Genomic DNA, 23,717 nt, shown 5'->3' on the forward strand with positions numbered 1-23,717 from the left:
CGGGACGAGAGGCCCGGCCGGACACGTACCATGGCTGTATGTCGTTCCTCCGCCGCCGCAGCGCCACTCCCGCGGGCCCCGACTTCGATGTGCTCGCCATGGATCCGGGCGACTGGCCCGGCAATCTCGGCGCGGGCCTGCTGCCCGCCCCCGATGGCAGCTGCCAGGGCGTGTTCCTGCGCTACGACCTGTTCGGCGGCCGAGGCCCCGCGATGGTCATCGGCAACCTGCCCGAGGGCTCCCCGGCCCGTGATGTCGCCGAGGACGAGGTCCCGTTCGAGGTGGCCCAGCTGCTGGTGGCCCTGGAGAACGAGGAGGAGGTCACCGTCGTCGGCACCGAGGACGTCCCGGTGATGCAGGGCGACAACCTCCTGATCGTGCGCCGCCTCAAGCTCTCCGAGAGCCGGATCGCCTGCGTGCAGTTCGACCGCAGCGACAACGTCCTGGTGACCATCGCAGCATGGGACCGTCCGATCACGGACGATCTGTACGCGCTGCTGAAGCCGCTGCCCGCGGAGCTCTTCCAGACCGCCTGAAGTGACACCGGCACTGGCAGGGGCCGGTTTCCGCCGCGCGGCGAGAACCGGCCCCCACTTCTGTCGTCGACGGCTCAGGACAGCGTGACCCGTACGTCCGCCGCCCGGACGAACGCCACCCGGTGGCCGAACTGGATCTCGTAGTACTGATCCTTGCCGACCACCACCCGGTGCGAGGCCGTGTCGAAGGTGACGGCGTAGTAGTACTCGCCCGGCACCTTCTCCCCGGCCACGTACTTCTGGCCCGCGGGCAGCTTGTACGGCAGCGGCGAGACCGCCTGGGCGGGCACGCCCGCCGGATAGGCCGAAGCCTCCGGGTACGCCCTCCCGTACACCGGGATCTCCGTCAGGCCGTCCTTCGGTGTCACGACCGCGCCGACGGCACTCACCGCCGTCGGGTTCGCGGCCGGGTTCTGGAACCAGGCCTTCTGGCCCAGATACCAGATCGCCGTCCAGTCGCCCCTGCGCTCGGCGACGGCGTACTGCTGGCCGGTGGACGCCCGCGCCCCGACGTCGTTGACGCCGATCGACGAGACGCCGCCCGGGGGATGCGTACCGATGTCCTTGACCAGCGCCGACGCGGTGTCCGGCTGCGAGTACAGCCGTACCTCGCTCGAACCGTGCGCCGCGCAAGTCTGGCCCGACGTGACACAGCCGGTGTACGTCGGCCGGTTCGACGCGTAGTCCGGCCGGATCGTCACCACCGGGCTGTCGCCCCGCAGGTGGGCGGTGCGCTCGAAGGGGTGGCCCAGCAGCGTGAAGTAGTGCTGCCAGTCCCAGTACGGGCCCGGGTCGGTGTGCATCCCGGAAACCGTCGAGGTGGTCGGACCGGGCACGTTGTCGTGGCCGAGGATGTGCTGCCGGTCCAGCGGGATGCCGTACTTGGCCGCCAGGTACTTCACCAGCCGGGCGGACGCCCGGTACATCGCCTCCGTGTACCAGGCGTCCGGGTTCGCCAGGAACCCCTCGTGCTCCAGCCCGATCGACTTGGCGTTGACGTACCAGTTGCCCGCGTGCCAGGCCACGTCCTTCGCCTTCACGTGCTGCGCGATGTGCCCGTCCGTCGAGCGCAGTGTGTAGTTCCAGGACACATAGGTCGGGTCCTGGACCATGGTCAGTACGCCGTCCCAGGCGCCCTCGGTGTCATGGACGACGATGTACCGGATGCTCTGGCCGGCCGGCCGGTCGCCCAGGTCGTGGTTGCCGTAGTCGCCCTCGCCGAACTCCTCGTACGGCGCCGGAATCCACTCGCAGGACACCGTCGCCGGGCACTCGGTGCCCGCCGCGGACACCTTCCGCAGCCCGGTCCGCTTCAACTGGGCGGTGTCGGGGGCCAGTTCGGGGTGCGCGGCGAGGGCGACCAGCTGTCCCTCGTCGGTCGTGCGCTCCTCGCCGGTGCGCAGCACGTCGTACACGTCAGCGGCGTACGCCGCCGCCGTCGCGGTGTCGTCGGCGCCGGAGAAGCGGGCCACCGCCCCGTACCAGTCCGCCGGGTCGGAGCTCAGCGGCTCGGCCAGGTCCCGCTGGGCGGCGGCCAGCAGCGCTGCACCGCCGGCCACGTTGGCGGCGGGATCGGTGCGGAGTCGCTCGGCGGGCAGGCCGGTCAGCTCGGCCGCCTTCGTCAACGTCCGCAGACGGGGAGGGAGTTCGGCCTGCGTCGGCACCTCGGAGGTGGGGTGCAGGGCCGGCCGGGCGCCGTCGCCCCGCGCGTCCTCAGAGCCCTCGCTGTGGTGCGGGGCGTTCGCGAGGGCGGTACGGGCGTCGGTGAGATGCATCGGGCCGTAGCCGCCGGTGACGCTGGGCGCCCCGGCGTGCGTGTCCCAGCGGGACTGGAGATAGGAGACGGCGAGCAGGAGGCTCTGCGGCACGTGGTACTGGTCCGCCGCCGTGCCGAAGGCGCGTTGCAGCCGGGTGGCGGACGTGCCGCTGTCGGCCGGGGCCGCGCCGAGCAGCGGCAGCAGGAGCGCCGCCGAAGCGAGTGCGCCGGCGGATCTGCGCAGGCGTCTGTGCCCGGGATCGGTGGGGCGGGAGGGGGCGGTGGCGTGTCCTCGCAATGCGGCCTCCGGGGTCTGGCGGGTGGGGGGAGCGGCGGGCCGGCGGGGCCGGTACGCACATTAGTGGCTCGGCTGCCCGACGGTCCGTCAATCATGCCCGGAGACCGGAGACTTCCCTTGTCAAGAGCGGTACGGGAACTTTCGTGGCGGCCCGTTCGCAGACATGGCGAAGGCCCGCGCCGCGCCGTTGTCCAGGCGCATCGCGGGCCCTCGTCCCCGTCAGCGAGTGCCGACCGCCGCTCGCACGGCCCGTCGGGCCAGCTGGCAGTCGTCGTGCAGCCGCCTCAGCAGCAGCCGCTGTTCCTCGCCGGACGGCGCAGCACCCGGATGGGCCGGTCCCGGTGCCGCCGGGGTCGTCTCGTGCATCGAACGCTGCACGGCCAGTTCATACGTACGGATCTCGCGTGTCAGTACCAGCATCAGGTTCACCAGGAACGCGTCCCGGGCCGCCGGCCCCGCCGTCTGCGCGAGTTGGCTGATCTGTCGTCGGGCCACCGGCGCGTCACCCAGGACCGCCCACAGCGTCGCCAGGTCGTACCCCGGCAGATACCAGCCCGCGTGCTCCCAGTCCACCAGCACTGGACCGGCCGGTGAGAGGAGGATGTTGGACAGGAGTGCGTCGCCGTGGCAGAACTGGCCCATGCCCTGGCGGCCCGCCGAGTGCGCGATGCCGTGCACCAGCTTCTGGAGGTCGCCCATGTCCCGGTCGGTGAGCAGCCCCAGCTCGTGGAACCGGGAGATGCGCGCCGCGTAGTCCAGCGGGGCGTCGAACGTGCCAGCCGGCGGACGCCAGGCGTTGAGCCGGCAGATCGCGCCGAGCGCCGCCCTGATGTCGGCTCGCGGCGGCGCCTCGGCCGGATGCCTCTGGAGGGCCGCGACCCGGCCCGGCATCCGCTCGATGACCAGTGTGCAGTTGTCCGGGTCCGCCGCGATCAGCCGGGGCACCCGCACCGGCGGGCGGTGCCGTACGAACGAGCGGTAAGCGGCTATTTCGTGCCGGATGCGTTCGGCCCACGCGGGGGAGTGGTCCAGTAAACACTTCGCGACGGCCGTGCTGCGTCCTGTCGTCCCTACCAGGAGCACGGAGCGTCCGCTGCGGCGCAGCACCTGCACCGGGGCGAACTCCGGGCAGATCCGGTGCACCGACGCGATGGCCGTGCGCAGTTGGGCGCCCTGGGGGCCGGACAGGTCGAGTCTGCCGCTGAGCGGCTGCGTGCCGATCCCCGGCAGCCGGCGTGCCCGGCCTGCACCGGCGCCGAGTACGGGAGCCCCCGGTCGTGCGGGGTCGAGGTAGGGGCCGCTGCCACCCGGACGGGGGTGCAGGAGCCGTGGTGGGGCGGACACGGAGGACGATGCTGCGTACATGGGAGAAACAGATCCCTTCGTGTGCCGACGGCGGTCATGCGCTACCCGGCCCGGCCTCCCAGGTGCACCCTGGGGAGTGTTCCTCGGTGACCGGGTCGGGGTGGCGCGTTCCTACCTGACACCCGTCGACCAGTGGCACACCATCTGGCGAACCCTGGCGAACCCTGGCGAATAGTCGCTCAGCAACTGACAGACGGTTACTGTCAACTCAGCCGAGAACCTGGGGGCTTGACGTGAGCGGACAACCCAACACTCGTCTTACGGACCTGTTCGGCCTGGCCGGCTGGTCCAAGGGCGAACTCGCGCGGCTGGTCAACCGGCAGGCGGCGGCCATGGGCCACCCCCAGCTGGCGACCGACACCTCGCGGGTGCGTCGGTGGATCGACACGGGAGAGATCCCGCGTGATCCGGTGCCACGCGTACTGGCTGCCCTGTTCACCGAGCGTCTCGGCCGTGTCGTGACCATAGAGGACTTAGGTCTGGTCCGGCATGGGCGTGTGGGGAAACGGCCGGGCGCCGGGAGTGCGGAAGCTCCCGACGGTGTGCCGTGGGCGCCCGGACGGACTGCCGCGGTCCTCACCGAATTCACGGGAATGGACCTCATGCTCAACCGACGCGGCTTGGTGGGTGCGGGCGTCGCGCTCACCGCAGGCTCCGCACTCAGTAGTGCCATGCACGACTGGCTGCACACCGACCCGACTCTCTCCGCCGACGCTCCCGATCTCGACGATCCCCTGCACGCCGATCCCGCCGGTTTCGACCGGTACGAGGCCGCCCCCATCGGGTGGCAGGAGATCGAGGAACTGGAAACCGCGGTCGAGGTGTTCCGGAAGTGGGACGCGGCCCGCGGCGGCGGGCTCCAGCGCAAGGCGGTGGTGGGTCAGCTCAACGAAGTGGGCGGCATGCTCGCCTACCGGCACCCCGATCCCATCCAGCAGCGCCTGTGGGGCGTCGCCGCCAACCTCGCCGTCCTCGCCGGCTGGATGTCGCACGACGTCGGCCTGGAACCCACGGCCCAGAAGTACTTCGTCATCGCCGCCCACGCGGCCCGGGAGGGCGGCGACCGGCCGCGTGCCGGGGAGGCGCTCTCCCGGGCGGCCCGCCAGATGGTGCACCTGGGCCGGCCCGACGACGCGCTCGACCTGATGAAGCTCGCCAACTCCGGCTCGGGCGACGAGACCCTGCCCCGAACCCGGGCCATGCTGTACACCGTCGAGGCCTGGGCGCAGGCGTCGATGGGGCGTGGACAGGCGATGCGCCGCACCCTCGGGCAGGCGGAGGATCTCTTCGTCTCCGACAAGGGTGATGTGCCGCCGCCCAGCTGGATGCAGATGTTCAAGGCGGAGGACCTGTACGGCATGCAGGCGCTGGCCTACCGCACCCTGGCCGAGCACGAACCGGCCGCGGCGGTGCAGGCCCAGTACTACGCCGAGAAGGCCCTGGAACTGAGGGTCGACGGCCGCCAGCGGTCGAAGATCTTCGACTTCCTGTCCATGGCCTCCGCCTGCTTCATCGCGGACGACCCCGAACAGGCCGCCGGATACGCGCGGTTGGCCCTGGTGTCGATGGGCTCGAACTCGTCCCACCGCACCTGGGACCGGCTGCGCGAGATGTACCGGCTCACCGCCGAGTACTCCAGCTATCCGAAGGTCAACGAACTCCGCGAGGAGATCAAACTGTCGCTGCCGAAGCAGGTGAAGGGAAGGAACGGCACCAACGCACGGGTATGAGCCGCCTGCCGGGCCTCGCCCTGACCGCTACGGGGCCCTGAGGGTCGCGATGCCGTGACCTTTACGGGGTCACCCTGGCGATCAGTACGCAGGCGTCGTCCTCTCGCTCGGTCTCGCCGAACTCCTCCACCACCGCCCGTACACATTCCTGCGCGGTCCGCGCCTCGTCGAAGCGGGGGGCCAGTTCGAGCAGGCGGTGCGCGGCGGCGGTGCCTTCGCGGCGTCCGGGCACCAGTCCGTCGGTGTGCAGGAGGAGCACATCGCCGGGTTCGAGGGTCTCCTCGGCCTGTCCGTAGACGGCGCCCGAGGTGGCGCCGAGCAGAACGCCGTCCGGTGGGGTCAGCATGCGTCCCGTCCCGTCGCGGAACAGCAGCGGGGCGGGGTGGCCTGCCTGGGCCCAGGTGAGGGTGCGGGTCTCGGGACGGTAGCGGCAGCACACCGCGCTGCCCAGCGCCGGCTGGACGGCCGCGTCGAGTAACTGGTTGAGCCAGGTCATGAGTTGCCCCGGCTGCGTGCCCGCGACGGCCATGCCGCGCAGCGCGCCCAGCAGCATCGCCATGCCCGAGGTCACGGTCACCCCGTGGCCGGTGAGGTCGCCGACGCTCAACAGCGTGTCGCCGTCGGACAGTTCGAGCGCGTCGTACCAGTCGCCGCCGATCAGCGCGCTTGTCGAGGAGGGGAGGTAGTGGGCGGCGAGGTCCAGGGCCTGCGGCCCCTGGTGCGGTAGTCGCAGGGAGCCGCGCCACGGCGGCAGCACCGCCTCCTGCAGTTCGACCGCGAGCCGGCGTTCGGACTGCGCGTGGTGCCGGTGGCGCTGCAACGAGTCGCGGGTCTCGCTCACCGTCCGCTGGCTGCGTCGCAGTTCGCTGACGTCCCGCAGCACGGCCCACATCGAGGCGGTGCTGCCGTCGGCGTCGAGCACGGGCTCGCCCATCATGTGCACGGTCCGGATGCCGCCGTCGGGCCGCAGGATGCGGAACTCACCGTCTATCGGCTTGGCGTCGATGAGACAGTCCGTGACCATCGCGGTGAGCCTCGGCCGGTCCTCGTCGAGGACCAGGGAGGGCAGCTCGTCGAGAGTGAGCGGGTCGGCGGCGGGGTCCCGGCCGAGGATCTGGTAGAGCTCACCGGACCAGCTGGCCTCGTCGTTGAGGAGATTCCACTCCGCGCTGCCGACCCGGCTGAGGAGCGAGTCGTGCCGGGGGGTGGCCGGTGCGGCGCGGACGGCAGCGGGTACTGCCTCGGCGGCGACGGGAGCCTCGGGCAGGGGCTGCGGACCGTCCCGCAGCTGGGCCAGGTGTTCGTCGAGGTCGCTGAGTTGATGCAGCGCCAGGTCGTACAGAGCGCGCTGCCAGCGTCCCTGCGGGTCCGATCCGTCGGCGGGTGTGTCCCGGCGCACGGCGTCCACGTCACCTTTGAGCTGTCGGGTCCGCGTGATGAGCGCGTCGACCGAGCCGCGCGAGGGCGGTTGGGCGGCTGGACGGTCCGCGGAGAGATGGGGCGGCATGACGCACTCCGATGAAGGGACGGTTCGACCAAGGCTGACGGAAGGACCGGTTACGACTGTTGCACAGCCTGCGACGCCCTGTAAGGGATTTGGCAACACACGGGGCGGTGGTGCTTCTGGCATATGCCACAGTCTTCTTGGACGAGTTTCCTGGTGCGGAGACGGTATGTGCCGGGCGTGCCAAGTCGTAGGTGGGGTACGCGACTTGGTGGAGCGATGAAGATGAGGGCCAACTCATTCAAGCGAGTGTTCGACGGTCTTTTGTGCGATGCATGGCGATGTGGTGCGGGGGCGCATCGCCAGGTTGCCCCCGAATCGCCCAGCAGTCCGTGATCCATGCGGAAAACCACGCGCATTAGTGATGCAGCTCACATTATTAGCTGCGGATTCCGCGTAATCGGAGGGGCCATTTAGGGGTCGTAACACCACGTCGGCACAACGCGTCGGCATCACCATCGTCGGCCCGAACCGGAGCGGAGACTGCCATGGATGTCACCCTCGAACAGCCCGCGCGTGCACGCCTGATCACCTCGGAGGAGCAGGAGCTCCCCGTGCACGCCACGCTTCGCTACGCCTCGACGGATCCGCTGGCCGTGCACATCGACTTCCCGGCCGAGGTCGCCCTGGACGGCGAGGTGGTGAGCTGGACCTTCGCCCGGAGCCTGCTGGAGGAAGGAGTACGGCGTCCTGCCGGGGGCGGTGACGTCCACATCTGGCCCTGCGGCCCCGCACGCACGGTCCTGGAACTCCACTCGCCGCACGGCCTGGCCCTGCTCCAGTTCGGCACCCCCGCCCTGCGCCGGTTCCTGCTCCGTACGTTCGCCGTCGTGGCGGCCGGGAGAGAGGACCTCGGGGACGCCGTCGACCGCGGCCTGGCGGACCTTCTCGGCGCCCCGTCGGCGGGGAGCGAGGGCAGGGAGCAGTGAGGGCGGAGCGGGCGCTGCCCGGGGACCGGTGACGCGGAGGCCGTTGGTGCGGCACGCCGGCGATCCCCCCGCCTCGGCGAGCGTCCCGTCCGGTACGAAGCGGACCTCAGCCCCGGTGTCGAGGCACCGCTCCACGATCTCGTCCACGATGTCCTCGCGGGCGTCGAGGTCGCCGCTCCCGGCTGGCACAGCTGGTCGCCGCCGCCGCCGTCGTCCCGTACCGTCACGCGGATGCGGCTCTCAGCCCGCGTCGTCCGCGCCGCAGGAGCTGCCGTCGGGCGGCAGGGAGCCGTACAGCAGGAACGCGTCGACCGTCCGGTGCACGCACTTCGAGGAGGCGTACCCGGTGTGCCCCTCGCCCTTGTTGTCGAGGACCACCGCCGACGGGCCGAGCCGCTCGGCCGTCTCCGTGGTCCAGCGGTAGGGCGTGGCCGGGTCGCCGCGTGTGCCCACCAGGAGCATCTTCGGGGTGTCGACGTCCCGTACCCGCGTGCGGATGAAGTCCGTGCCCCTGGGGCGGCCGTAACACGTCAGGACCTCGGTGAGGCGGTAGCGGCCGAACACCGGGGAGGCCTTCTCGTACGTGGCACGCAGAGCGGCGAAATCCTTGGTGATCCGGGCCGCGGTGGGCCGGTCGGGGTCGTCCGCGCAGTTGACCGCCATCAGCGCGGCGGGCAGGTTGTCGATCGGTACCTCCACCTCGTCGACGAGCCCGCCGTCGGAATCGGGGGAGGGGCTCCGCGGTACGGGGCTCCGCGGTACGGAGCTCTGTCGTACGGGCTTCTGCCGAGGCAGGATGGGGACGGCGACACCTCCGCCGCCGAACCCCATGATCCCTCGTGCGTCCCCGTCCTCGACCAGTGCGGCGAGGGCCCGCTCCAGGGGTGACCACATCCGCCTGCTGTAGAGCCCCTGGCCGATGGCTCCCACGAGGTCCTGGCCGGAGAAACGGTCGCCGTAGCCGGTCGGCACCGGGTCCCGGTCGAGCGAGGCGACCAGGTCGACGACCCGGCGGCGGGCGATGCGCGCGTCCTGTCCGAACGGGCAGGCGATGTCCGTCACGCACCAGTTGAGGAAGCTGTCCAGCGCGGTCTGCTGACCGGCGGCGCCCGCGAGACCCTGCTCGGCGAGCGATTCGGTGAGGGTGTCGACGCCGTCGAGGACGAACCGGCCCACCTTCTTGGGGAACTGCGCCGCATACACCGCGCCGAGGCGGGTCCCGTACGAGAATCCCAGGTAGTTGAGCTTCTTGTCGCCGAGGGCCTGACGCATCACGTCGAGGTCGCGGGAGGCGTCGACGGTGCCGATGTGGCGCAGGACGGGCCCGGAGTGCCGTACGCAGGCCTGGGCGGCCCTGCGCAGCTGTTCGAGGACGGCACCCGGATCGTCCCCGGCCGCGCCGCCGGCCACATCGGCGTCCGTGTCCGTGCCCTCGCCGCAGCTGACGGGGGAGGACCTGCCGACACCGCGCGGGTCGAAGGTGACCACGTCGTAGCCGTTCGTCAGGCCCATGAAGTCCTTGCCGTCATAGGCGAGTTGACTTACGCCCGCGCCACCGGGCCCGCCGAAGTTCAGCAGCACGGAGCCCCGGGACCCGCCGGTCGCCCGGTAGCGGGCCATCGCCAGGTCGAGGGTGCCGCCGCCGGGCTTCGCGTAGTCGAGCGGCACGGTGACCCTGCCGCACTGGAGGTCGTCCGTCGGTACGTCGTCCATCGCCGCCTCGCCGGCGCAGGACGACCACTTGATCTTCTGGTGGTAGAAGCGGGACAGACCGGGCTCGTCTTCCGCCGCGGCCACCGTCGGCGCACCCGTACCCAGCAGGGCGAGGGTCGCGGCCGAGGCGAGAGCCCGGCGTCGGTACGCGGACCGCATGAGTGCCTCCAGGGGCGGGCCCGGCTGCGGACCGGGACGGCGCCCTCGAACACGATAAGCGGGCCCTCGGGGCCTCGCCTCCCGGCGGGCGGCTCCGCGTGCGGGCTGCGGTGTCGGCTGGTCGCGGTCCTTTCCGGATCCGTGGTCGGATGGTGCCGCATCCCCCCACCGAACGGAACGGAGCCCGTCCATGACCTCCTCCGCAGACTCTCCTTCCGCGGCTCCCGAAGACCTTGTCGTCACCCGGGCCACGCCCGAGGACTGGCCGGTGGTCACCGGGTGGGCGGCCGACGAGGGCTGGAACCCGGGGCTGTCGGACACCGCCGGGTTCTTCGCCCAGGACCCCGAGGGCTTCTTCGTCGGCAGGGTCGGCGGGGAGCCGGTCTCGGCGATCTCGGTCGTCAACTACGGGGACGCGTACGCCTTTCTGGGTTTCTATCTGGTCCGTCCGGATCTGCGCGGCCGTGGCTACGGGATCACCACCTGGAAGACCGCGCTGGCCCATGCCGGAAGCCGTACCGTGGGCCTCGACGGAGTCGTCGCCCAGCAGCACAACTACCGCCGCTCGGGCTTCGAACCCGCCTACCGCACCGTCCGGTTCACCGGAACCGCCCCCGCCGCCGGGACCCCGGCACGGGTGCGTCCCGTACGGCGGGAGGATCTGGCGGCGATCACGGCGTACGACGCCTCCTGCAACCCCGCCGACCGGCCCCGTTTCCTGGAGTACTGGCTGATGGCCCCCGGCCATCGGGCCTTCGTGCGCGAGACCGTCACCGGCGGCGCCGGCGGCGGTAACGCGAGCCGTGCCCTCACCGGTTACGGAGTCGTCCGCCCCGGCCGGGACGCGCACCGCATCGGCCCGCTGTTCGCCGACACCGCCGAGGACGCCCGGGCGCTCTTCGCCGCGCTGACGGCCGAGGTGGCCGGGTCGGCGGTCGCGATCGACGTCCCCGAGCCGAACGCGCCCGCCGTCGCGATGGTGGAGGAGGCGGACTTCACGCCGTCCTTCGAGACGGCACGCATGTACACGGGCCCCGTGCGGGAGTTCGCGCGGGAGCGGATCTTCGGGGTGACGACGCTCGAACTCGGGTAGCGGCGAGGCCCTGCATGGTCCGCTCTGCCGGGGCGGGACGGCACCGTGGCGGCACCGAACAGTAATTCGCAGGTGCGAATGTGTCAGGAGGTGACGTATTGCGGTCGCCAATACCGTTGCGCTTGCCGCATGGGGATGCTGGAGTAACGGCATGGATCATGTAGGAGTGCTCGCCCTTTACGACCGGGACATGCGCGAAGGGGCGCAGCCCGACGGGCCAGGCGCCCGGATCGAACGGGTGGGCGGGGTGGTGCGCCAGGTCGCCGACGCCCAGGGGTGGAACGGCGTCGTCTGGTCCGACCTCGACGCGGCGCGGGCCGAAGAGGCGATCGCCGAGCAGATCCGCTACTACGGCGATCTCGGGCGCACGTTCGAGTGGAAGCTCTACGGCCACGACCTGCCCATCGACCTGGGGCAACGGCTGCGGACCGCGGGGTTCACGCCCGAACCCGAGGAGACGCTGATGATCGGTGAGGTCGCCGGTCTGACCTTCGACACCGAGCCGCCCGAGGGGATCCGCCTCGTCCCGGTGACCGACCGGGCCGGTGTCGAACTCGTGGCGGACGTGCACGAGAAGGCGTTCGGCACCGACAGCTCCCGGATGCGGCACCAGTTGCTCGCCCGGCTCACCGACGACCCGGACACGGTCACGGCCGTTGTGGCGCTGGCCGGTGACGAGCCGGTGAGCGCGGCCCGCATGGAACTCGTACCCGGTACCCGGTTCGCCGGTCTGTGGGGCGGCGGCACCGTCGAGGGCTGGCGCGGCCGGGGCATCTACCGCGCACTGGTCGCCCACCGGGCCCGCGACGCCGTGAAGCGCGGCTACCGCTACCTCCAGGTCGACGCCTCCCACCAGAGCAGGCCCGTCCTGGAACGCCTCGGCTTCGAACCGCTCACCACGACGACGCCCTACGTGTACGAGTCCTGACCCGGGACGTCCGGACCGCGGGACGGCGCCGGTCTCACAGCCCGAGCTGGAACTCCACCGCCCTGTGCGTGGACACGTACCCCAGTTCGTCGTTGATGGCGAGCATCGGCGTGTTGCCGGTCGCGGTGTCGGTGACCAGCCCGGTGAGCCCGGGGTGGTGCCGGCGGGCCCGGCGGATCGACTCGGCCTTCATCCAGCGGCCGAGGCCGCGTCCGCGGTGCTCGGGCAGCACCGCCGTGCCGTAGTGCTGTGCGTCCCCCCGGCCGTCGCCCGGCGCCACCAGCTCGGAGAAGCCGACGACCGACCCGTCCGCCGTGTCCAGCACGGCCACGGTGTGCAGCAGGTCGCCGCGCCCGGCGACCGCCTCGGCCGCCGCCAGGACGCGGTCGACGTCCCACACGACCGTGCCGTAGTCGGTGTCCTCCATCGGCATGTCGTCCATGGCGCGGCGCGAGTCGGCGTAGCTCCGCGCCAGTTCGGGCGGCACGGCACCCTCCCACGCGGTCAACCGGTAGCCGGGGTGCGGGAGTTCGGCGAGCCGGGTGATCTCCGTCAGGTCCGCGTCGGCGAGCACCAGCCGGGCGTACGCCAGAGTCAGCACCCGCTGAAAACCCCGGCCCGCGAGGAAACGGTCGCCGGGGGAGCCCTCCTCGGCCTGCGCCACGACCGACCGTCGTCCGTCGTCCCGGGCCGCGGCGACGGCGGCCTCCAGGAGCCGGGTGCCCACGCCCTGCCGCCGTTCGGCGCGGTGGACCGAGATCTCCAGTTCGGCGAGATGCTCCTGGCCCTCCCTGGTGAACAGGCGCAGGAAGGCGGAGCCGAGCGGTACACCGCCCGGGTCGGCGGCCAGCCAGGCGAGCCGTCGGCTCGACGCGCCGGGTGCGGGATCGGCGAGTGCGGTGATGCGCGGGGGCAAGAGGTCTCCGTGATGCTGAGATGGCCGTGCGGGCAGTACGACGGCCGCATCGTGCGCGTTGGTACGCACGGTGCGGTGGGCCCGCCGAAGCTAGCCCCGGTCGCTCACTGTCCGCAACGGAGTTCCGGCGTCCTGGCCGGCTGTCGGGTGCGGGCCCGCCGGAGGCCGGTCGCGCGGTTCCCGGTGCCCCTGCGCGGTCCAGCGCTCCGACGGAACCCGGACCACAGGCTGCTCGCCCTTCCTACCGCCGCCTGCTGCGTGTGCGGCGCGGCGACTTCGCCCGGTCCAGCGCGGCCACTCCGAGGGCGGCGAGCCCGATCTGGATGAGCCACTCGACCCAGTCGATGCCGTCCGTGTCGGACACGTCGAACCCGGCGGCGATCGCCGATCCGATGAGCGCTGCCGCGATGCCGACGATGATCGTCCAGAGGATGCCGATGCGCTGGCGCCCCGGGATGACGAGCCGGCCCAGGATGCCGATGACGGTGCCGATGATGATGGCACCGATGATGCTGGAGATCGTCATTTCCGCCCCAATACGCCGGAGTTGGCTACATCCTCTCTCCTGCCCACTGCGGCCTCGGACAGTCCGCCGGCGTGCTGAAGGGCGAGCGGGCCCGGTCCCTGGCGGGGACCGGGCCGCTGTCACCTATGCCCTGGGGGCACTTCTCGCTGTCGCGCCCGCACTCAACAGCCCCAGGAACAGGGCCAGGGCGCCGATGATGACGTTGTTCAGCACGACACCCGCGTCGGGGCTGTCGCCGACGATCCACGGCGAGACGATCATCCAGATGCCCATCGCACACAGGGCCCCGCTGAGGCCGTACATGCGTTCCGGAGTGTTGGTGAACCCGAGGGCCAGCAGGCCGATCGCGATGCCCATGATCAGGTTGTGGGTCACGAGCGGGGGCTGGCTTGTCGTGTAGTGGAGGATCCAGGGGGATGCCGCGCAGTACAGACCGACGAGGAACACCGGTCCGTCCACGAGCGCCACATCGCGACCGCCGAGCATACGGGCGTACCGCGCCCGCATTTCGGATACATCAGGGTGACTGTGGATGTCGCCACTGGTGTGCGAGACATTGGCCATGACTCGTCTCCTTCGACTGTGCAGGCCTGACCGCTTCTGTTGCGGTATGCGGTGAACGCCGCTTACCCATATTGTGCTCTTATTTATCCCTTATGTGCAGCCCAGTGATGCTGGGTGACCCACCCTGCACGGTGAGTGTCCCGCCCAGCTCCCTGGCCCGGCGCACGAACACCTCGTGCAGGTCGCGCGCGGCCAGGGGCACGGATTCCGCGCGGCGGCGCTGGAGGGTCAGCAGCACCTGGGTGGTGTCGTCCTCCGCGATCGGCCGGTAGGTGAGGATGCCCCGCCGTTCCAGCGGGTCGCCGATCACGCTGAAGTCGGGCAGCACCGTCGCCCCGAGCCCCTCAGCGACCATCAGCTTGCCCATCTCGGCGCCGTCCGTGGAGTACGCGAAGGCCACGCCGTGGCCCTCCAGCAGCCGGTGCAGGTAGCGGTGCATGACGTATCCGGAGCGCATCGCGATCAGTGGCCCGGCGAGCAGGTCGGCCACCGGCACCGCCGCCCGGGCGGCGAGGGGACTGTCCGGACGTACACACACCACGGGCCGTCCGCGCAGCAGTTCGGTGCTCTCGAAGCCGGTGGGGACGTCGTCACCCTCCAACTGGTTCACCAGCCCGAGGTCGAAACCGCCCTCCGTGAGCCCCCGGTGGATCTCCGCCTGCTGTACGTCCACCACCTCCACCTGCGTCAGCCCGTGCGTCGCGCGGAACTCCCGGACGGCGGGGATGAGCAGCGGCACGGTCGCCGCGTTCACCGTGCCGACGCGCACCATGCGGCTGATGCGGTGCTGCTCGCCCGCGGCGCCCCGCAGCCGGTCCACCGCGTCGAGGACGTCGATGATGTGCGGCAGCAGCTCCCGGCCCTCCGCGCTCATCGTCGCCCCGGACCGTTTCCGCTCCAGCAGGTCGACCCCGAGTTCGCGCTCCAGATTGCGCACGGTCTCGCTCAACGCGGGCTGTGACAGGCGGAGTTCCTCCGCCGCCCGGCGCAGTGAACCGAGCCGGGTGACCGCCGCGATGTATTCCAGCTGTTCAATACGCACCGCAGCAGAATGCGGACGCACGAGCGGCCCGTTCAAGGGTTTCCCTGTCACACCTTCGTGAAATCAGGTGGTCCGGGATACGAGACCGGTCGGGTTTTCCTTGACTGCCTTCTTCGGCGACTGTCACGATCGATGACATGAAGATGCGACTGGACCTCACGCGGCGACGGCACGTCGACCTCGCGCGCGTCTCCAGCGCCTCCTGTTACCCCGCGGCCTGATCCCCATCCTGATCCGCCGCGCCCGTTCCGATTCCGCGACCGCCTGAGCTTTTGCCGGATGTCATTCCGGGCGGTGATCGGCGTGCCCGAAAACGCATTCCGCAACAGGAGTTCCGCATGTCCGCAGAGCCCGTGAAATTCGCCTACTGGGTCCCCAACGTCAGTGGCGGACTCGTCACCAGCCGGATCGAGCAGCGCACCGACTGGGGCTACGACTACAACCGGGAACTCGCCGTCCTCGCCGAGAACAACGGTTTCGAGTACGCGCTCAGCCAGGTCCGCTACATGGCCAGCTACGGCGCCGAGTTCCAGCACGAGTCGACCAGCTTCAGCCTCGCCCTGCTCCTCGCCACCCAGCGCCTGAAGGTCATAGCCGCCGTCCACCCGGGCCTGTGGCACCCGGGAGTCCTGGCCAAACTTGGCGCCACCGCCGACCACCTGTCGAACGGCCGCTTCGCCGTGAACGTCGTCAGCGGCTGGTTCAAGGGCGAGTTCACCGCCCTCGGCGAACCGTGGCTGGAGCACGACGAGCGCTACCGCCGCTCCGAGGAGTTCATCCGAGCCCTGCGCCAGATCTGGACCGAGGACCACACCGAACTCGCCGGAGATTTCTACCGGTTGCGCGACTTCTCCCTCAAGCCCAAACCCCTCAACACCCCTGAGCGCCCGCACCCGGAGATCTTCCAGGGCGGCAACTCCACCGCCGCCCGCGCCATGGCGGGCCGGGTCTCCGACTGGTACTTCTCCAACGGCAACGACTTCGACGGAGTCGTCGAGCAGATCGCCGACGTACGGGCATCGGCGGCCCAAGTCGGCCGCCGGGCACCGAAGGTCGGCCTCAACGGCTTCCTCATCGCCCGTGACACCGAGGCCGAGGCCCGCGAGACGCTCCGCGAGATCGTCGCGAACGCCGACCGGGAGGCCGTCGAGGGGTTCGGCGCCGCTGTCAAGCAGGCCGGACAGTCCGCCGGTGACGGCAAGGGCATGTGGCAGGACTCCACCTTCGAGGACCTCGTCCAGTACAACGACGGCTTCCGTACGGGGCTCATCGGCACCCCGGAACAGATCGCCGAGCGGATCGTCGCCTACAAGCGCCTCGGCGTAGACCTGCTCCTCCTCGGCTTCCTGCACTACCACGAGGAGGTCGAGTACTTCGGCCGCCGGGTCCTGCCCCTGGTCCGTGAGCTCGAAGCCCAACTCCCGCAGAACGAGGCCGAGTCCGTAGCGGTCCACGCCTGACGCCCGTCCCGTACGCACGGCCGCCGCGGCAGAGGTCCACCTTGAGCACCGCTTCGCCCGCCGCCCGGCATCCCCGACCGCCCGCTCGCCCCGGACGCCTGCCACGCACAGGCGCCCCGGGATCCCGGCAAGCCTCCCGAAAGAGGACCCATGGCCACCGTCCTGTCCGTCTCCGGCAGCCCCTCCGTCTCTTCCCGTACGGGCAAACTCCTGCGTCACCTGGACACCCGTCTCGTCGCCCAGGGGCACGAGGTGATCCCGCTCGACGTACGCACGATCCCCCCCGAGGCCCTCCTCGGGGCCGACTTCCGGCACCCGGCGATCGTCGAGGCCACCGAGCTGTTCGCCCGCGCCGACGGCGTCGTCATCGGCACCCCGGTCTACAAGGCGTCCTACTCCGGTGTCCTGAAGGCGCTCCTCGACCTGCTCCCGCAGTACGCCCTCACCGGCAAGACCGTGCTGCCGCTCGCCACCGGCGGCACCACCGCCCATGTCCTGGCCATCGACTACGCCCTGCGGCCGGTCCTCAACTCCATGGGCGCCGCCCACATCGTCCAGGGCTGGTTCACCCTCGACAAGGACATCACCGCACACGAGGACGGCTCCATCGCGGTCGCCCCGGCCACCGCCGAGGCCCTCACCCAGGTCCTCGACCAGTTCTCGGCGGCGCTCGGCCGCTCCCCGCTCCTCGCCGCGGCGGTCTGACCCGCATGACCGCGAAAGTCGTCGCCGACGACGTGGAGGCCCTGACCGTGGCGGCGGCCCTGGCGGACGAGTTCCGCACCGGGGCCGCCGCGCGGGACGCCGAACGACGGCTCCCACGGGCGGAGCTGGACCGTCTCTCGGCCTCGGGACTGCTCGCGGTCACCGTGCCCGCCGGGTACGGGGGAGCGGACGTACGCCAGGAGACCCTGGCCGAGATCTTCCGCCTGCTCGCCTCGGCCGACGCCAGTCTCGCCCAGATCCCGCAGAACCACTTCGTGTACGTCAATGTGATTCGCCGTCAGGGCACGTCCGAGCAGAGGGAGTTCTTCTTCGGCGAGATTCTCGCGGGGCGCCGGTTCGGCAACGCCCAGTCGGAGGCGGGCACGAAGAACGTCCAGGACATCCGCACCCGCCTGGACAGGCAGCCGGACGGCTCGTTCGTCCTGACCGGTGTCAAGCACTACTCCACCGGCGCCCTGTTCGCCGACTGGATACCGGTCCTCGCCCGCACCGAGGACGACAACCTGCATGTGGCGTACGTCCCGCACGACGCGCCCGGCCTCACGGTCGTGGACGACTGGGACGGCATGGGCCAGCGCACGACGGCCAGCGGCACCGTCCGGCTCGACGCGGTCCCCGTCCCGGCCGACCGGGTCCTCCCGCACCACCTCACCTTCCGGGGACCGCAACTCCACGGTGCCGTGGCCCAGTTGCTGCACACCGCCATCGACGTGGGCATCGCCGGGGGCGCGCTCACCGAGGCCGCGGAGTTCGTCCGGACCAAGAGCCGCCCCTGGTTCGAGAGCGGCGCCGGGACCGCCGACGACGACCCGCTGCTGATCCAGCGGTTCGGTGAACTCGCCGTCCGGCTACGGGCGTCCGAGGCGTTGCTGCGCGAGGCTGCCCGTGCCGTGGACGCGGCCCGCGCCGACCTCACCGACGACTCGGCGGCCGAGGCGTCCATCGCGGTGGCCGTCGCCAAGGCGCACGCGACGACCGCCGCCGTGGAGATCACCGGCGCCCTCTTCGAGGTCGCCGGAACCCGCTCGGCTCTCAACTCGCTGAATCTGCACCGGCATTGGCGCGACGCCCGCACCCTGCACGACCCGGTCCGCTGGAAGATCCAGCACATCGGCCGCTACGTGCTGAACGGCACGAAACCGCCCCGCCACGGCCTGCTGTAACGCGACCCGCGCCACGTACGCGACATTCCCGATCGGAGATCTGCGGTGTCCCTCACCTTCCACTGGTTCCTCCCCACCAACGGCGACAGCCGCCACGTCGTCGGCGGCGGTCACGGCACCCCGGCCACCGCCTTCGGGCAGGACCGGCCGCCGACGGTCGCCTATCTGGGCCAGATCGCCCGCGCCGCCGAGGATCTGGGCTTCGTCGGCGCGCTCACTCCCACCGGTGCCTGGTGCGAGGACGCCTGGCTGACCACCGCCATGGTCAGCCAGCACACCGAGCGCCTGAAGTTCCTGGTCGCCTTCCGCCCCGGCTCTGTCTCCCCGACCCTCGCCGCGCAGATGGCGTCCACCTTCCAGCGCCAGACCGGCGGACGGCTCCTCCTCAACGTGGTCACGGGCGGCGAGAGCCACGAACAGAAGGCCTACGGCGACTTCCTCGACAAGGACGCCCGGTACCGTCGTACCGGCGAATTCCTGGAAGTCGTACGGGGGTTGTGGGAGGGCAAGACGGTCAGCCTGACCGGTGAGCACCTCCGCGTCGAGGACGCCAAACTGGCGCGGGTGCCCGATCCGATCCCCGAGGTGTACTTCGGGGGCTCCTCGCCCATCGCCGGTGAGGTCGCCGCCCGGCACGTCGACGTCTACCTCACCTGGGGCGAGCCACCGGCGCAGGTCGCCGAGAAGATCGCCTGGGTCAGGGGGCTGGCCGCCAGGCAGGGGCGCACGCTGCGGTTCGGCATCCGGCTGCACGTCATCACCCGCGACACCGCCGAGGCGGCGTGGGCGGAGGCGGACCGGATCCTCGCGGGCTTCGACCCGAAGACCGTACGGGACATCCAGGCCGGGCTGGCCCGCAGCGAGTCGGAGGGACAGCAGCGGATGCTCGCGCTGCACGGTGGCGGCAACCGGGACGGGCTGGAGATCCACCCCAACCTCTGGGCCGGCATCGGCCTGGTGCGCGGCGGGGCGGGCACCGCCCTCGTCGGCAGCCACGACGAGGTCGCCGACCGTATCGCCGAGTACCACGCCCTGGGCATCGACGAGTTCGTCCTCTCCGGCTATCCGCACCTTGAGGAGGCGTACTGGTTCGGCGAGGGGGTGCTGCCGCGGCTGGCCGCGCGGGGGCTGTGGAGGCATCCGTTCGCGTCGGCCGCCGCCCCGGAGGCACAGGTGCCGTTCGCGAGTTAGGAGGTATCGGATCAACTGATCGACCCAGGGACACGTTCTGGGCGCTCCCCGGGATCGGCAGTTCTCATGCTGCGGGTCCGTGGGGGCTTGTCGCGCAGTTCCCCGCGCCCCTGAGGGGGCACTCCGCGCCCCTCGGCGGTCAGTCGGCCAGTGCGGCGAGGTGGGCGCCGCGTACGTCCGTCGTCTGGGCCTGTACCAGCAGGAACAGGCCCTCGCGGGCCAGGCGTTGGGCGGGACTGTTGAGGTCCAGGGACCGGCCGCCGCCGGCGACGATCGCGGCGGTCGTCGCGGAACGCATCAGGTCGTACGCACGGGTCTTGAGCGCCAGCCGGTCCGCGATGTGTTCCTGGGGCCGGCGGTGGTCCGCGAGGGCGTACGCGTTGCGTCGTACGGCGTCGAGGCGGGTGCGCAGTGAGCGCGCGGTCGCCGTGGCGTCCGGGTGGGCGTCGAGGAGATCGAGGGCCGCGTACGCCACCCCGAACACCGCCGGGTTCGTGTTGGCGGCCCGGGGCAGGTCGACGAGGGCGAACTTCTCGCGCGGAGTGCGCAGGACGACCGCCTCCTCCGGCAGCCGCAGGCCCTTCAGCTCCAGGGAGACGGTCCGGGCGGCCGTGAGTGCCGCCAGGCGCATGGGCGGGGAGGCGCGCAGCCCCGACTGTTCGCGCGCGTCGGCGAAGGCGAACACCACCTCGTCCGTGTCGGACAGTCCCGCGAGCAGCATGACGTCGTTCAGACCCCAGCCCGTGTACCAGGGGACCGTCCCGTCGAAGCGCCAGCCGCCCCGCTCGTACCCGACCCGCACCGGGACTCGGGGGAAGGAACGCAGGTGCGCGTAGGCGATCCCGGACAGCAGCGCGCCCGTCGACAGTGAGCCCAACAGGCTTTCCCGTACCGGGAACTGGGATTCTGTCAGCAGCTTCACCGGCGTGTGGTGCTGGGTCTGCACGAACCAGGTCGAGCAGCAGGCCCCGGCCAGGATCTCGGCGACCTCCCGGGCCACCGAGGCGGGTGCGCCCGCACCCCCGTACTCCTTCGGCGCGCCCACCCCGAGCAGCCCCGACTGTTTGATGGCCTTGATGCTGCTCGCGGGCACGCCTTCCTGGTCGACCCGGGCCGCCTGCGGGGCCAGGACGTCGGCGGCGAGCCGGCGGGCGACGGTGACGAGCGGGTGCGCGATGGCGGTCATGGACAAGATTCTCCCGGTGTCGCGGTGCGTTGTGCCTCCTCAGAGGTGCGCCCTTCGTGTAGGAGATGGGGCAGAGCCGTGATGCCCAGGAGGACGCGATGAAGTACTACCTGCTCAGCGCCATGAAGCCGGTCGGGGAACCGTCCGCGCCCGCGTCGATGGTGGAGATCAATCGCAGACTGAGCGTCTTCCACGACGAGTTGCGCGAGGCCGGAGCCTGGGTCTTCGCGGGTGGACTGCACCGCCCGGACGCCGCGACCGTGCTGCGGCCCATGGGCGACGAGGTCGAGGAGACCGAAGGGCCGTACGCCGAGAACAAGGAGTTCTTGGGCGGGATCTGTCTCCTGATGGCACCCGACCTCGACGTCGCGCTGGAGTGGGGCCGCAAGGCCGCCCTGGCGACCACCCTGCCGGTCGAGGTCCGGCCCTTCCTGGGCCAGGTCGACGACTGACGGGCGTCGTGGCGTCGGCTCGGCCGGGCGAACTTTCGGATGGCTCATACGATGAGTGCATCCCCGGGAGCGACCGGATCTGACACGTGAAGTAACAGTTGGTTGCTCACGGTTACTTTCGTGTATGTGGAATATATTTTGCCGCGCGAAAGGTTGGCATGTGAGTCGAGAGCATCGAGCCGGCCTTCCGCGCCCGAGACCACCGCATCAGAACACCGTGAGCGAGGCACCGTGAACCACCCCACGCCCCCCGAGCAGCCCGCCGACATCGTGACGCGTCTGCGCACCACATTCCGTACGGGCCGTACCAAGCCCGTCGAGTGGCGCAAGGCCCAGCTCGGCCGCCTGCGCGAACTGCTCACGGAGCACGGCAAGGACGTGGCCGCCGCTCTCCACGCGGATCTCGGCAAGAGCTCGACCGAGGCCTACCGCACGGAGATCGACTTCACGATCCGGGAGATCGACCACACCCTCGACCACCTCGACGGCTGGCTGAGCCCGGAGCCCGCGCCGGTCCCCGAGCGCCTCGGTGCCGACGCCACGGCCTGGACGCAGTACGACCCGCTGGGTGTCGTCCTGGTCATCGCCCCCTGGAACTATCCGGTCCAACTCCTGCTGACCCCGGTCGTCGGCGCGCTGGCCGCCGGAAACGCGGTGGTGGTCAAGCCGAGCGAACTGGCCCCCGCCACCTCGGACATCGTGGCCCGGCTGCTGCCCCGGTATCTGGACACGGACGCGGTCGCCGTCGTCGAGGGCGGCGTTCCGGAGACCACGGCCCTGCTGGCCGAGCGTTTCGACCACATCTTCTACACCGGCAACGGCGCCGTCGGCCGTATCGTGATGCGCGCCGCCGCCGAGCACCTCACCCCGGTCGCCCTTGAACTCGGCGGCAAGTCCCCGGCGTTCGTCGACACCGGCATCGATGTGGACGTCGTCGCCGACCGGCTGGTCCGGGGCAAGTTCCTCAACGCCGGCCAGACCTGCGTCGCCCCCGACTACGTCCTCACCGACCCGGAGACCGCCGCCGCGCTGGAGCCCGCGCTCGCCAAGGCCGTCGAGAACCTGTTCGGCGCGGACCCGGCCACCTCCACCGAGTACGGCCGGATCGTCAACGAGCGTCACTTCGACCGGCTCGGCGGCCTGCTCGACTCGGGCCGGGTCGTCACCGGCGGAGTCAAGGACCGTACGACGAAGTACATCGCGCCCACCGTCCTCGCCGATGTCGACCCCGCCTCGCCCGTGATGCGGGAGGAGATCTTCGGCCCGATCCTGCCGATCGTCACGGTGCCCGGACTGGACGACGCGATCGGCTTCATCAACGACCGCGACAAGCCGCTCGCGCTGTACGTGTTCACCGAGTCCGGGACGACCCGGGAGCGGATCGCCGCCGAGACGTCCTCCGGCGCTGTGGGCTACGGCCTGCCGCTCGCCCATCTCACCGTTTCCGACCTGCCGTTCGGCGGGGTGGGGGAGAGCGGGATGGGCAGCTATCACGGCCGCTACTCGATCGAGACGTTCAGCCACCGCAAGGCGGTGCTGGCGAAGCCCCTGAGCTGACGCCCATGGCCCGCAGCCGTCGGGCCGGAACGTCGATCGCCCGCCGTGCAGAGAACGACGTTCTCGGCGCGACGGGCGATCGCTTTCAGGTGTGCGTGGCGGCTGCGGAGTGGCTCACGCGCCCGAGATGCCGCCGAGGCAGAACTGCCACACCTCGTCCGCGGTCACCGGGTGGGCCTGGCTGTCCGAGGGGACGCTGTTGGCCTGCGCGGAGAACATGACGGTCTGCATGAGGAGTGCCGCCAGCCGGCGGGGCTTGTCCGCGTGGACGCTGCCCGCCTCGGCGGCCTGCTCCAGCAGTTCCGTGAACAGGTTCAGCAGGGGCAGGTGCGCGGTGGCCACCTGGGCGGGGTGCTTGACCAGCAGCTGTAGGGCGAAGTCGCTGAACAGGGGGCGCTGGACACCGGGGTTGGGCAGTGACTGCTCGAACAGCATCTCCACCGCGATCCGCAGCCGGGGCAGCGGCTCACCGCCGCCCGACGTGGCCTCGCGGATCTCGACGGCCGACGTGGACAGGGCGTCCTCGAACAGGGCGAGCAGCAGCTCGTGCTTGCCGTCGAAGTGCTGGTAGAAGCTGCGCAGCGACTGCTTCGAGCGGTCGACGACCTCCTGGACGGTGAAGTCGGTCGTCCCCTTCTCCGCGATGAGTTCCTGCGCGGCGTCCAGGAAGCGCTGAACGCGCTGCTCGGCGCGCTGTTTCGCGGCGCGGGTGGATCGCTCTACGGCGCGCTGGCGCCATGCGGGCTCTTCGGGGATGGCGGTCACGCGTAGAACGATACTGCACTTCAGCGGTAATCAGTCGAAGCTCCCTACCGAATCACGCACCGCAGCTTTCGAGACCCTTACTTGCATGGAATGAGAATGTTATTCTCGCCTGCATCGCGGACGTCCGGAGCAGTGCCCGCGCGGCATCGAGTCGTCGA

General features: G+C 70.9%; 22 protein-coding genes and 1 pseudogene. 12 read left to right on the forward strand and 11 right to left on the reverse strand.

Features of this window, described 5'->3' with window-relative positions; all coding sequences use genetic code 11:
- Window positions 1-38: 38 nt before the first annotated feature.
- Window positions 39-536: a hypothetical protein gene (locus tag OG595_RS40375; RefSeq protein ID WP_327692867.1), complete on the forward strand. Its 498-nt coding sequence runs from the start codon at window positions 39-41 to the stop codon at window positions 534-536.
- A gap of 74 nt (window positions 537-610) precedes the next feature.
- Here the strand turns inward: OG595_RS40375 and OG595_RS40380 are convergent, their stop codons facing one another.
- Window positions 611-2,590: an N-acetylmuramoyl-L-alanine amidase gene (locus tag OG595_RS40380; protein ID WP_329281035.1), complete on the reverse strand. Its 1,980-nt coding sequence runs from the start codon at window positions 2,588-2,590 to the stop codon at window positions 611-613.
- Between the two features lie 219 nt (window positions 2,591-2,809).
- Window positions 2,810-3,955, reverse strand: coding sequence for an aminoglycoside phosphotransferase family protein (locus OG595_RS40385; protein WP_329281037.1), 1,146 nt, complete (start codon window positions 3,953-3,955; stop codon window positions 2,810-2,812).
- Window positions 3,956-4,188: 233 nt separating this feature from the next.
- Between OG595_RS40385 and OG595_RS40390 the strand changes: the two genes are divergently transcribed.
- On the forward strand, window positions 4,189-5,685 hold the full coding sequence (locus OG595_RS40390; RefSeq protein ID WP_329281038.1) for a DNA-binding protein NsdB: 1,497 nt from the start codon (window positions 4,189-4,191) through the stop codon (window positions 5,683-5,685).
- A 61-nt stretch (window positions 5,686-5,746) separates the two neighbouring features.
- Here OG595_RS40390 and OG595_RS40395 read toward each other — a convergent pair whose 3' ends face one another.
- Window positions 5,747-7,192 carry a PP2C family protein-serine/threonine phosphatase gene (locus OG595_RS40395; RefSeq protein WP_329281040.1) on the reverse strand — a complete coding sequence of 482 codons (1,446 nt, stop codon included), beginning with the start codon at window positions 7,190-7,192 and terminating at the stop codon, window positions 5,747-5,749.
- 485 nt (window positions 7,193-7,677) lie between these two features.
- On the opposite strand from OG595_RS40395, the gene OG595_RS40400 reads away from it, so the two are divergent.
- Window positions 7,678-8,118, forward strand: coding sequence for an SsgA family sporulation/cell division regulator (locus tag OG595_RS40400; protein ID WP_329281041.1), 441 nt, complete (start codon window positions 7,678-7,680; stop codon window positions 8,116-8,118).
- 63 nt (window positions 8,119-8,181) lie between these two features.
- Here OG595_RS40400 and OG595_RS40405 read toward each other — a convergent pair.
- Window positions 8,182-8,354 (reverse strand): annotated as a pseudogene (locus tag OG595_RS40405) (chemotaxis protein); the annotation flags it as partial.
- 4 nt (window positions 8,355-8,358) lie between these two features.
- On the reverse strand, window positions 8,359-9,990 hold the full coding sequence (locus tag OG595_RS40410; RefSeq protein WP_329281043.1) for an alpha/beta hydrolase: 1,632 nt from the start codon (window positions 9,988-9,990) through the stop codon (window positions 8,359-8,361).
- 190 nt (window positions 9,991-10,180) lie between these two features.
- On the opposite strand from OG595_RS40410, the gene OG595_RS40415 reads away from it, so the two are divergent.
- A complete protein-coding gene (locus tag OG595_RS40415) occupies window positions 10,181-11,083 on the forward strand; it encodes a GNAT family N-acetyltransferase (protein ID WP_329281045.1) in 903 nt (300 codons plus the stop codon).
- A 151-nt stretch (window positions 11,084-11,234) separates the two neighbouring features.
- A complete protein-coding gene (locus OG595_RS40420; protein ID WP_329281047.1) occupies window positions 11,235-12,011 on the forward strand; it encodes a GNAT family N-acetyltransferase in 777 nt (258 codons plus the stop codon).
- Between the two features lie 34 nt (window positions 12,012-12,045).
- On the opposite strand, the gene OG595_RS40425 is transcribed toward OG595_RS40420, so the two are convergent.
- From OG595_RS40425 to OG595_RS40440, 4 genes are all read right to left on the reverse strand, one after another.
- Window positions 12,046-12,927 carry a GNAT family N-acetyltransferase gene (locus OG595_RS40425; protein ID WP_329281049.1) on the reverse strand — a complete coding sequence of 294 codons (882 nt, stop codon included), beginning with the start codon at window positions 12,925-12,927 and terminating at the stop codon, window positions 12,046-12,048.
- 241 nt (window positions 12,928-13,168) lie between these two features.
- Window positions 13,169-13,453, reverse strand: a complete 285-nt coding sequence (locus OG595_RS40430; protein ID WP_329281051.1) for a GlsB/YeaQ/YmgE family stress response membrane protein — start codon at window positions 13,451-13,453, stop codon at window positions 13,169-13,171.
- Between the two features lie 123 nt (window positions 13,454-13,576).
- Window positions 13,577-14,017: an SPW repeat protein gene (locus OG595_RS40435; protein ID WP_329281053.1), complete on the reverse strand. Its 441-nt coding sequence runs from the start codon at window positions 14,015-14,017 to the stop codon at window positions 13,577-13,579.
- 79 nt (window positions 14,018-14,096) lie between these two features.
- Entirely contained in the window at window positions 14,097-15,059 is a 963-nt protein-coding gene (locus tag OG595_RS40440; protein WP_329281055.1) for a LysR family transcriptional regulator, read from the reverse strand.
- A gap of 143 nt (window positions 15,060-15,202) precedes the next feature.
- Here OG595_RS40440 and OG595_RS45515 point away from each other — a divergent pair, with 143 nt between their 5' ends.
- The 5 genes from OG595_RS45515 (at window position 15,203) to OG595_RS40460 (ending at window position 19,599) form a co-directional block, all read left to right on the forward strand.
- A complete protein-coding gene (locus tag OG595_RS45515; protein ID WP_443073384.1) occupies window positions 15,203-15,280 on the forward strand; it encodes a putative leader peptide in 78 nt (25 codons plus the stop codon).
- A gap of 117 nt (window positions 15,281-15,397) precedes the next feature.
- Entirely contained in the window at window positions 15,398-16,519 is a 1,122-nt protein-coding gene (sfnG, locus tag OG595_RS40445; protein WP_329281057.1) for a dimethylsulfone monooxygenase SfnG, read from the forward strand.
- 150 nt (window positions 16,520-16,669) lie between these two features.
- Window positions 16,670-17,224, forward strand: coding sequence for an NADPH-dependent FMN reductase (gene ssuE / locus OG595_RS40450; protein WP_329281059.1), 555 nt, complete (start codon window positions 16,670-16,672; stop codon window positions 17,222-17,224).
- A 5-nt stretch (window positions 17,225-17,229) separates the two neighbouring features.
- Window positions 17,230-18,408 carry an SfnB family sulfur acquisition oxidoreductase gene (locus tag OG595_RS40455; RefSeq protein WP_329281060.1) on the forward strand — a complete coding sequence of 393 codons (1,179 nt, stop codon included), beginning with the start codon at window positions 17,230-17,232 and terminating at the stop codon, window positions 18,406-18,408.
- 45 nt (window positions 18,409-18,453) lie between these two features.
- Entirely contained in the window at window positions 18,454-19,599 is a 1,146-nt protein-coding gene (locus tag OG595_RS40460; RefSeq protein ID WP_329281063.1) for an LLM class flavin-dependent oxidoreductase, read from the forward strand.
- Window positions 19,600-19,738: 139 nt separating this feature from the next.
- Here OG595_RS40460 and OG595_RS40465 read toward each other — a convergent pair whose 3' ends face one another.
- Window positions 19,739-20,785, reverse strand: a complete 1,047-nt coding sequence (locus OG595_RS40465; protein ID WP_329281066.1) for an acyl-CoA dehydrogenase family protein — start codon at window positions 20,783-20,785, stop codon at window positions 19,739-19,741.
- A gap of 98 nt (window positions 20,786-20,883) precedes the next feature.
- Between OG595_RS40465 and OG595_RS40470 the strand changes: the two genes are divergently transcribed.
- Together OG595_RS40470 and OG595_RS40475 are read left to right on the forward strand one after the other, a co-directional pair.
- Entirely contained in the window at window positions 20,884-21,237 is a 354-nt protein-coding gene (locus tag OG595_RS40470; protein WP_329281068.1) for a YciI family protein, read from the forward strand.
- A 231-nt stretch (window positions 21,238-21,468) separates the two neighbouring features.
- Complete coding sequence (locus OG595_RS40475) at window positions 21,469-22,794, forward strand: aldehyde dehydrogenase family protein (protein ID WP_329281070.1); 1,326 nt, start codon at window positions 21,469-21,471, stop codon at window positions 22,792-22,794.
- A gap of 114 nt (window positions 22,795-22,908) precedes the next feature.
- On the opposite strand, the gene OG595_RS40480 is transcribed toward OG595_RS40475, so the two are convergent.
- Window positions 22,909-23,559, reverse strand: coding sequence for a TetR/AcrR family transcriptional regulator (locus OG595_RS40480; protein ID WP_329281072.1), 651 nt, complete (start codon window positions 23,557-23,559; stop codon window positions 22,909-22,911).
- Window positions 23,560-23,717 lie beyond the last annotated feature (158 nt).

Origin of the sequence: Streptomyces sp. NBC_01451 (assembly GCF_036227485.1) — a bacterium.
Lineage (GTDB): Bacteria > Actinomycetota > Actinomycetes > Streptomycetales > Streptomycetaceae > Streptomyces.

Coding starts and splice junctions, on each gene's coding strand:
- OG595_RS40400 (WP_329281041.1), top strand. CDS start 7,678: ATGGATGTCACCCTCGAACAGCCCGCGCGTGCACGCCTGATCACCTCG.
- OG595_RS40395 (WP_329281040.1), bottom strand. CDS start 7,192: ATGCCGCCCCATCTCTCCGCGGACCGTCCAGCCGCCCAACCGCCCTCG.
- OG595_RS45515 (WP_443073384.1), top strand. CDS start 15,203: ATGCGACTGGACCTCACGCGGCGACGGCACGTCGACCTCGCGCGCGTC.
- OG595_RS40415 (WP_329281045.1), top strand. CDS start 10,181: ATGACCTCCTCCGCAGACTCTCCTTCCGCGGCTCCCGAAGACCTTGTC.
- OG595_RS40470 (WP_329281068.1), top strand. CDS start 20,884: ATGAAGTACTACCTGCTCAGCGCCATGAAGCCGGTCGGGGAACCGTCC.
- ssuE (WP_329281059.1), top strand. CDS start 16,670: ATGGCCACCGTCCTGTCCGTCTCCGGCAGCCCCTCCGTCTCTTCCCGT.
- OG595_RS40465 (WP_329281066.1), bottom strand. CDS start 20,785: ATGACCGCCATCGCGCACCCGCTCGTCACCGTCGCCCGCCGGCTCGCC.
- OG595_RS40435 (WP_329281053.1), bottom strand. CDS start 14,017: ATGGCCAATGTCTCGCACACCAGTGGCGACATCCACAGTCACCCTGAT.
- OG595_RS40430 (WP_329281051.1), bottom strand. CDS start 13,453: ATGACGATCTCCAGCATCATCGGTGCCATCATCATCGGCACCGTCATC.
- OG595_RS40410 (WP_329281043.1), bottom strand. CDS start 9,990: ATGCGGTCCGCGTACCGACGCCGGGCTCTCGCCTCGGCCGCGACCCTC.
- OG595_RS40455 (WP_329281060.1), top strand. CDS start 17,230: ATGACCGCGAAAGTCGTCGCCGACGACGTGGAGGCCCTGACCGTGGCG.
- OG595_RS40420 (WP_329281047.1), top strand. CDS start 11,235: ATGGATCATGTAGGAGTGCTCGCCCTTTACGACCGGGACATGCGCGAA.
- sfnG (WP_329281057.1), top strand. CDS start 15,398: ATGTCCGCAGAGCCCGTGAAATTCGCCTACTGGGTCCCCAACGTCAGT.
- OG595_RS40375 (WP_327692867.1), top strand. CDS start 39: ATGTCGTTCCTCCGCCGCCGCAGCGCCACTCCCGCGGGCCCCGACTTC.
- OG595_RS40385 (WP_329281037.1), bottom strand. CDS start 3,955: ATGTACGCAGCATCGTCCTCCGTGTCCGCCCCACCACGGCTCCTGCAC.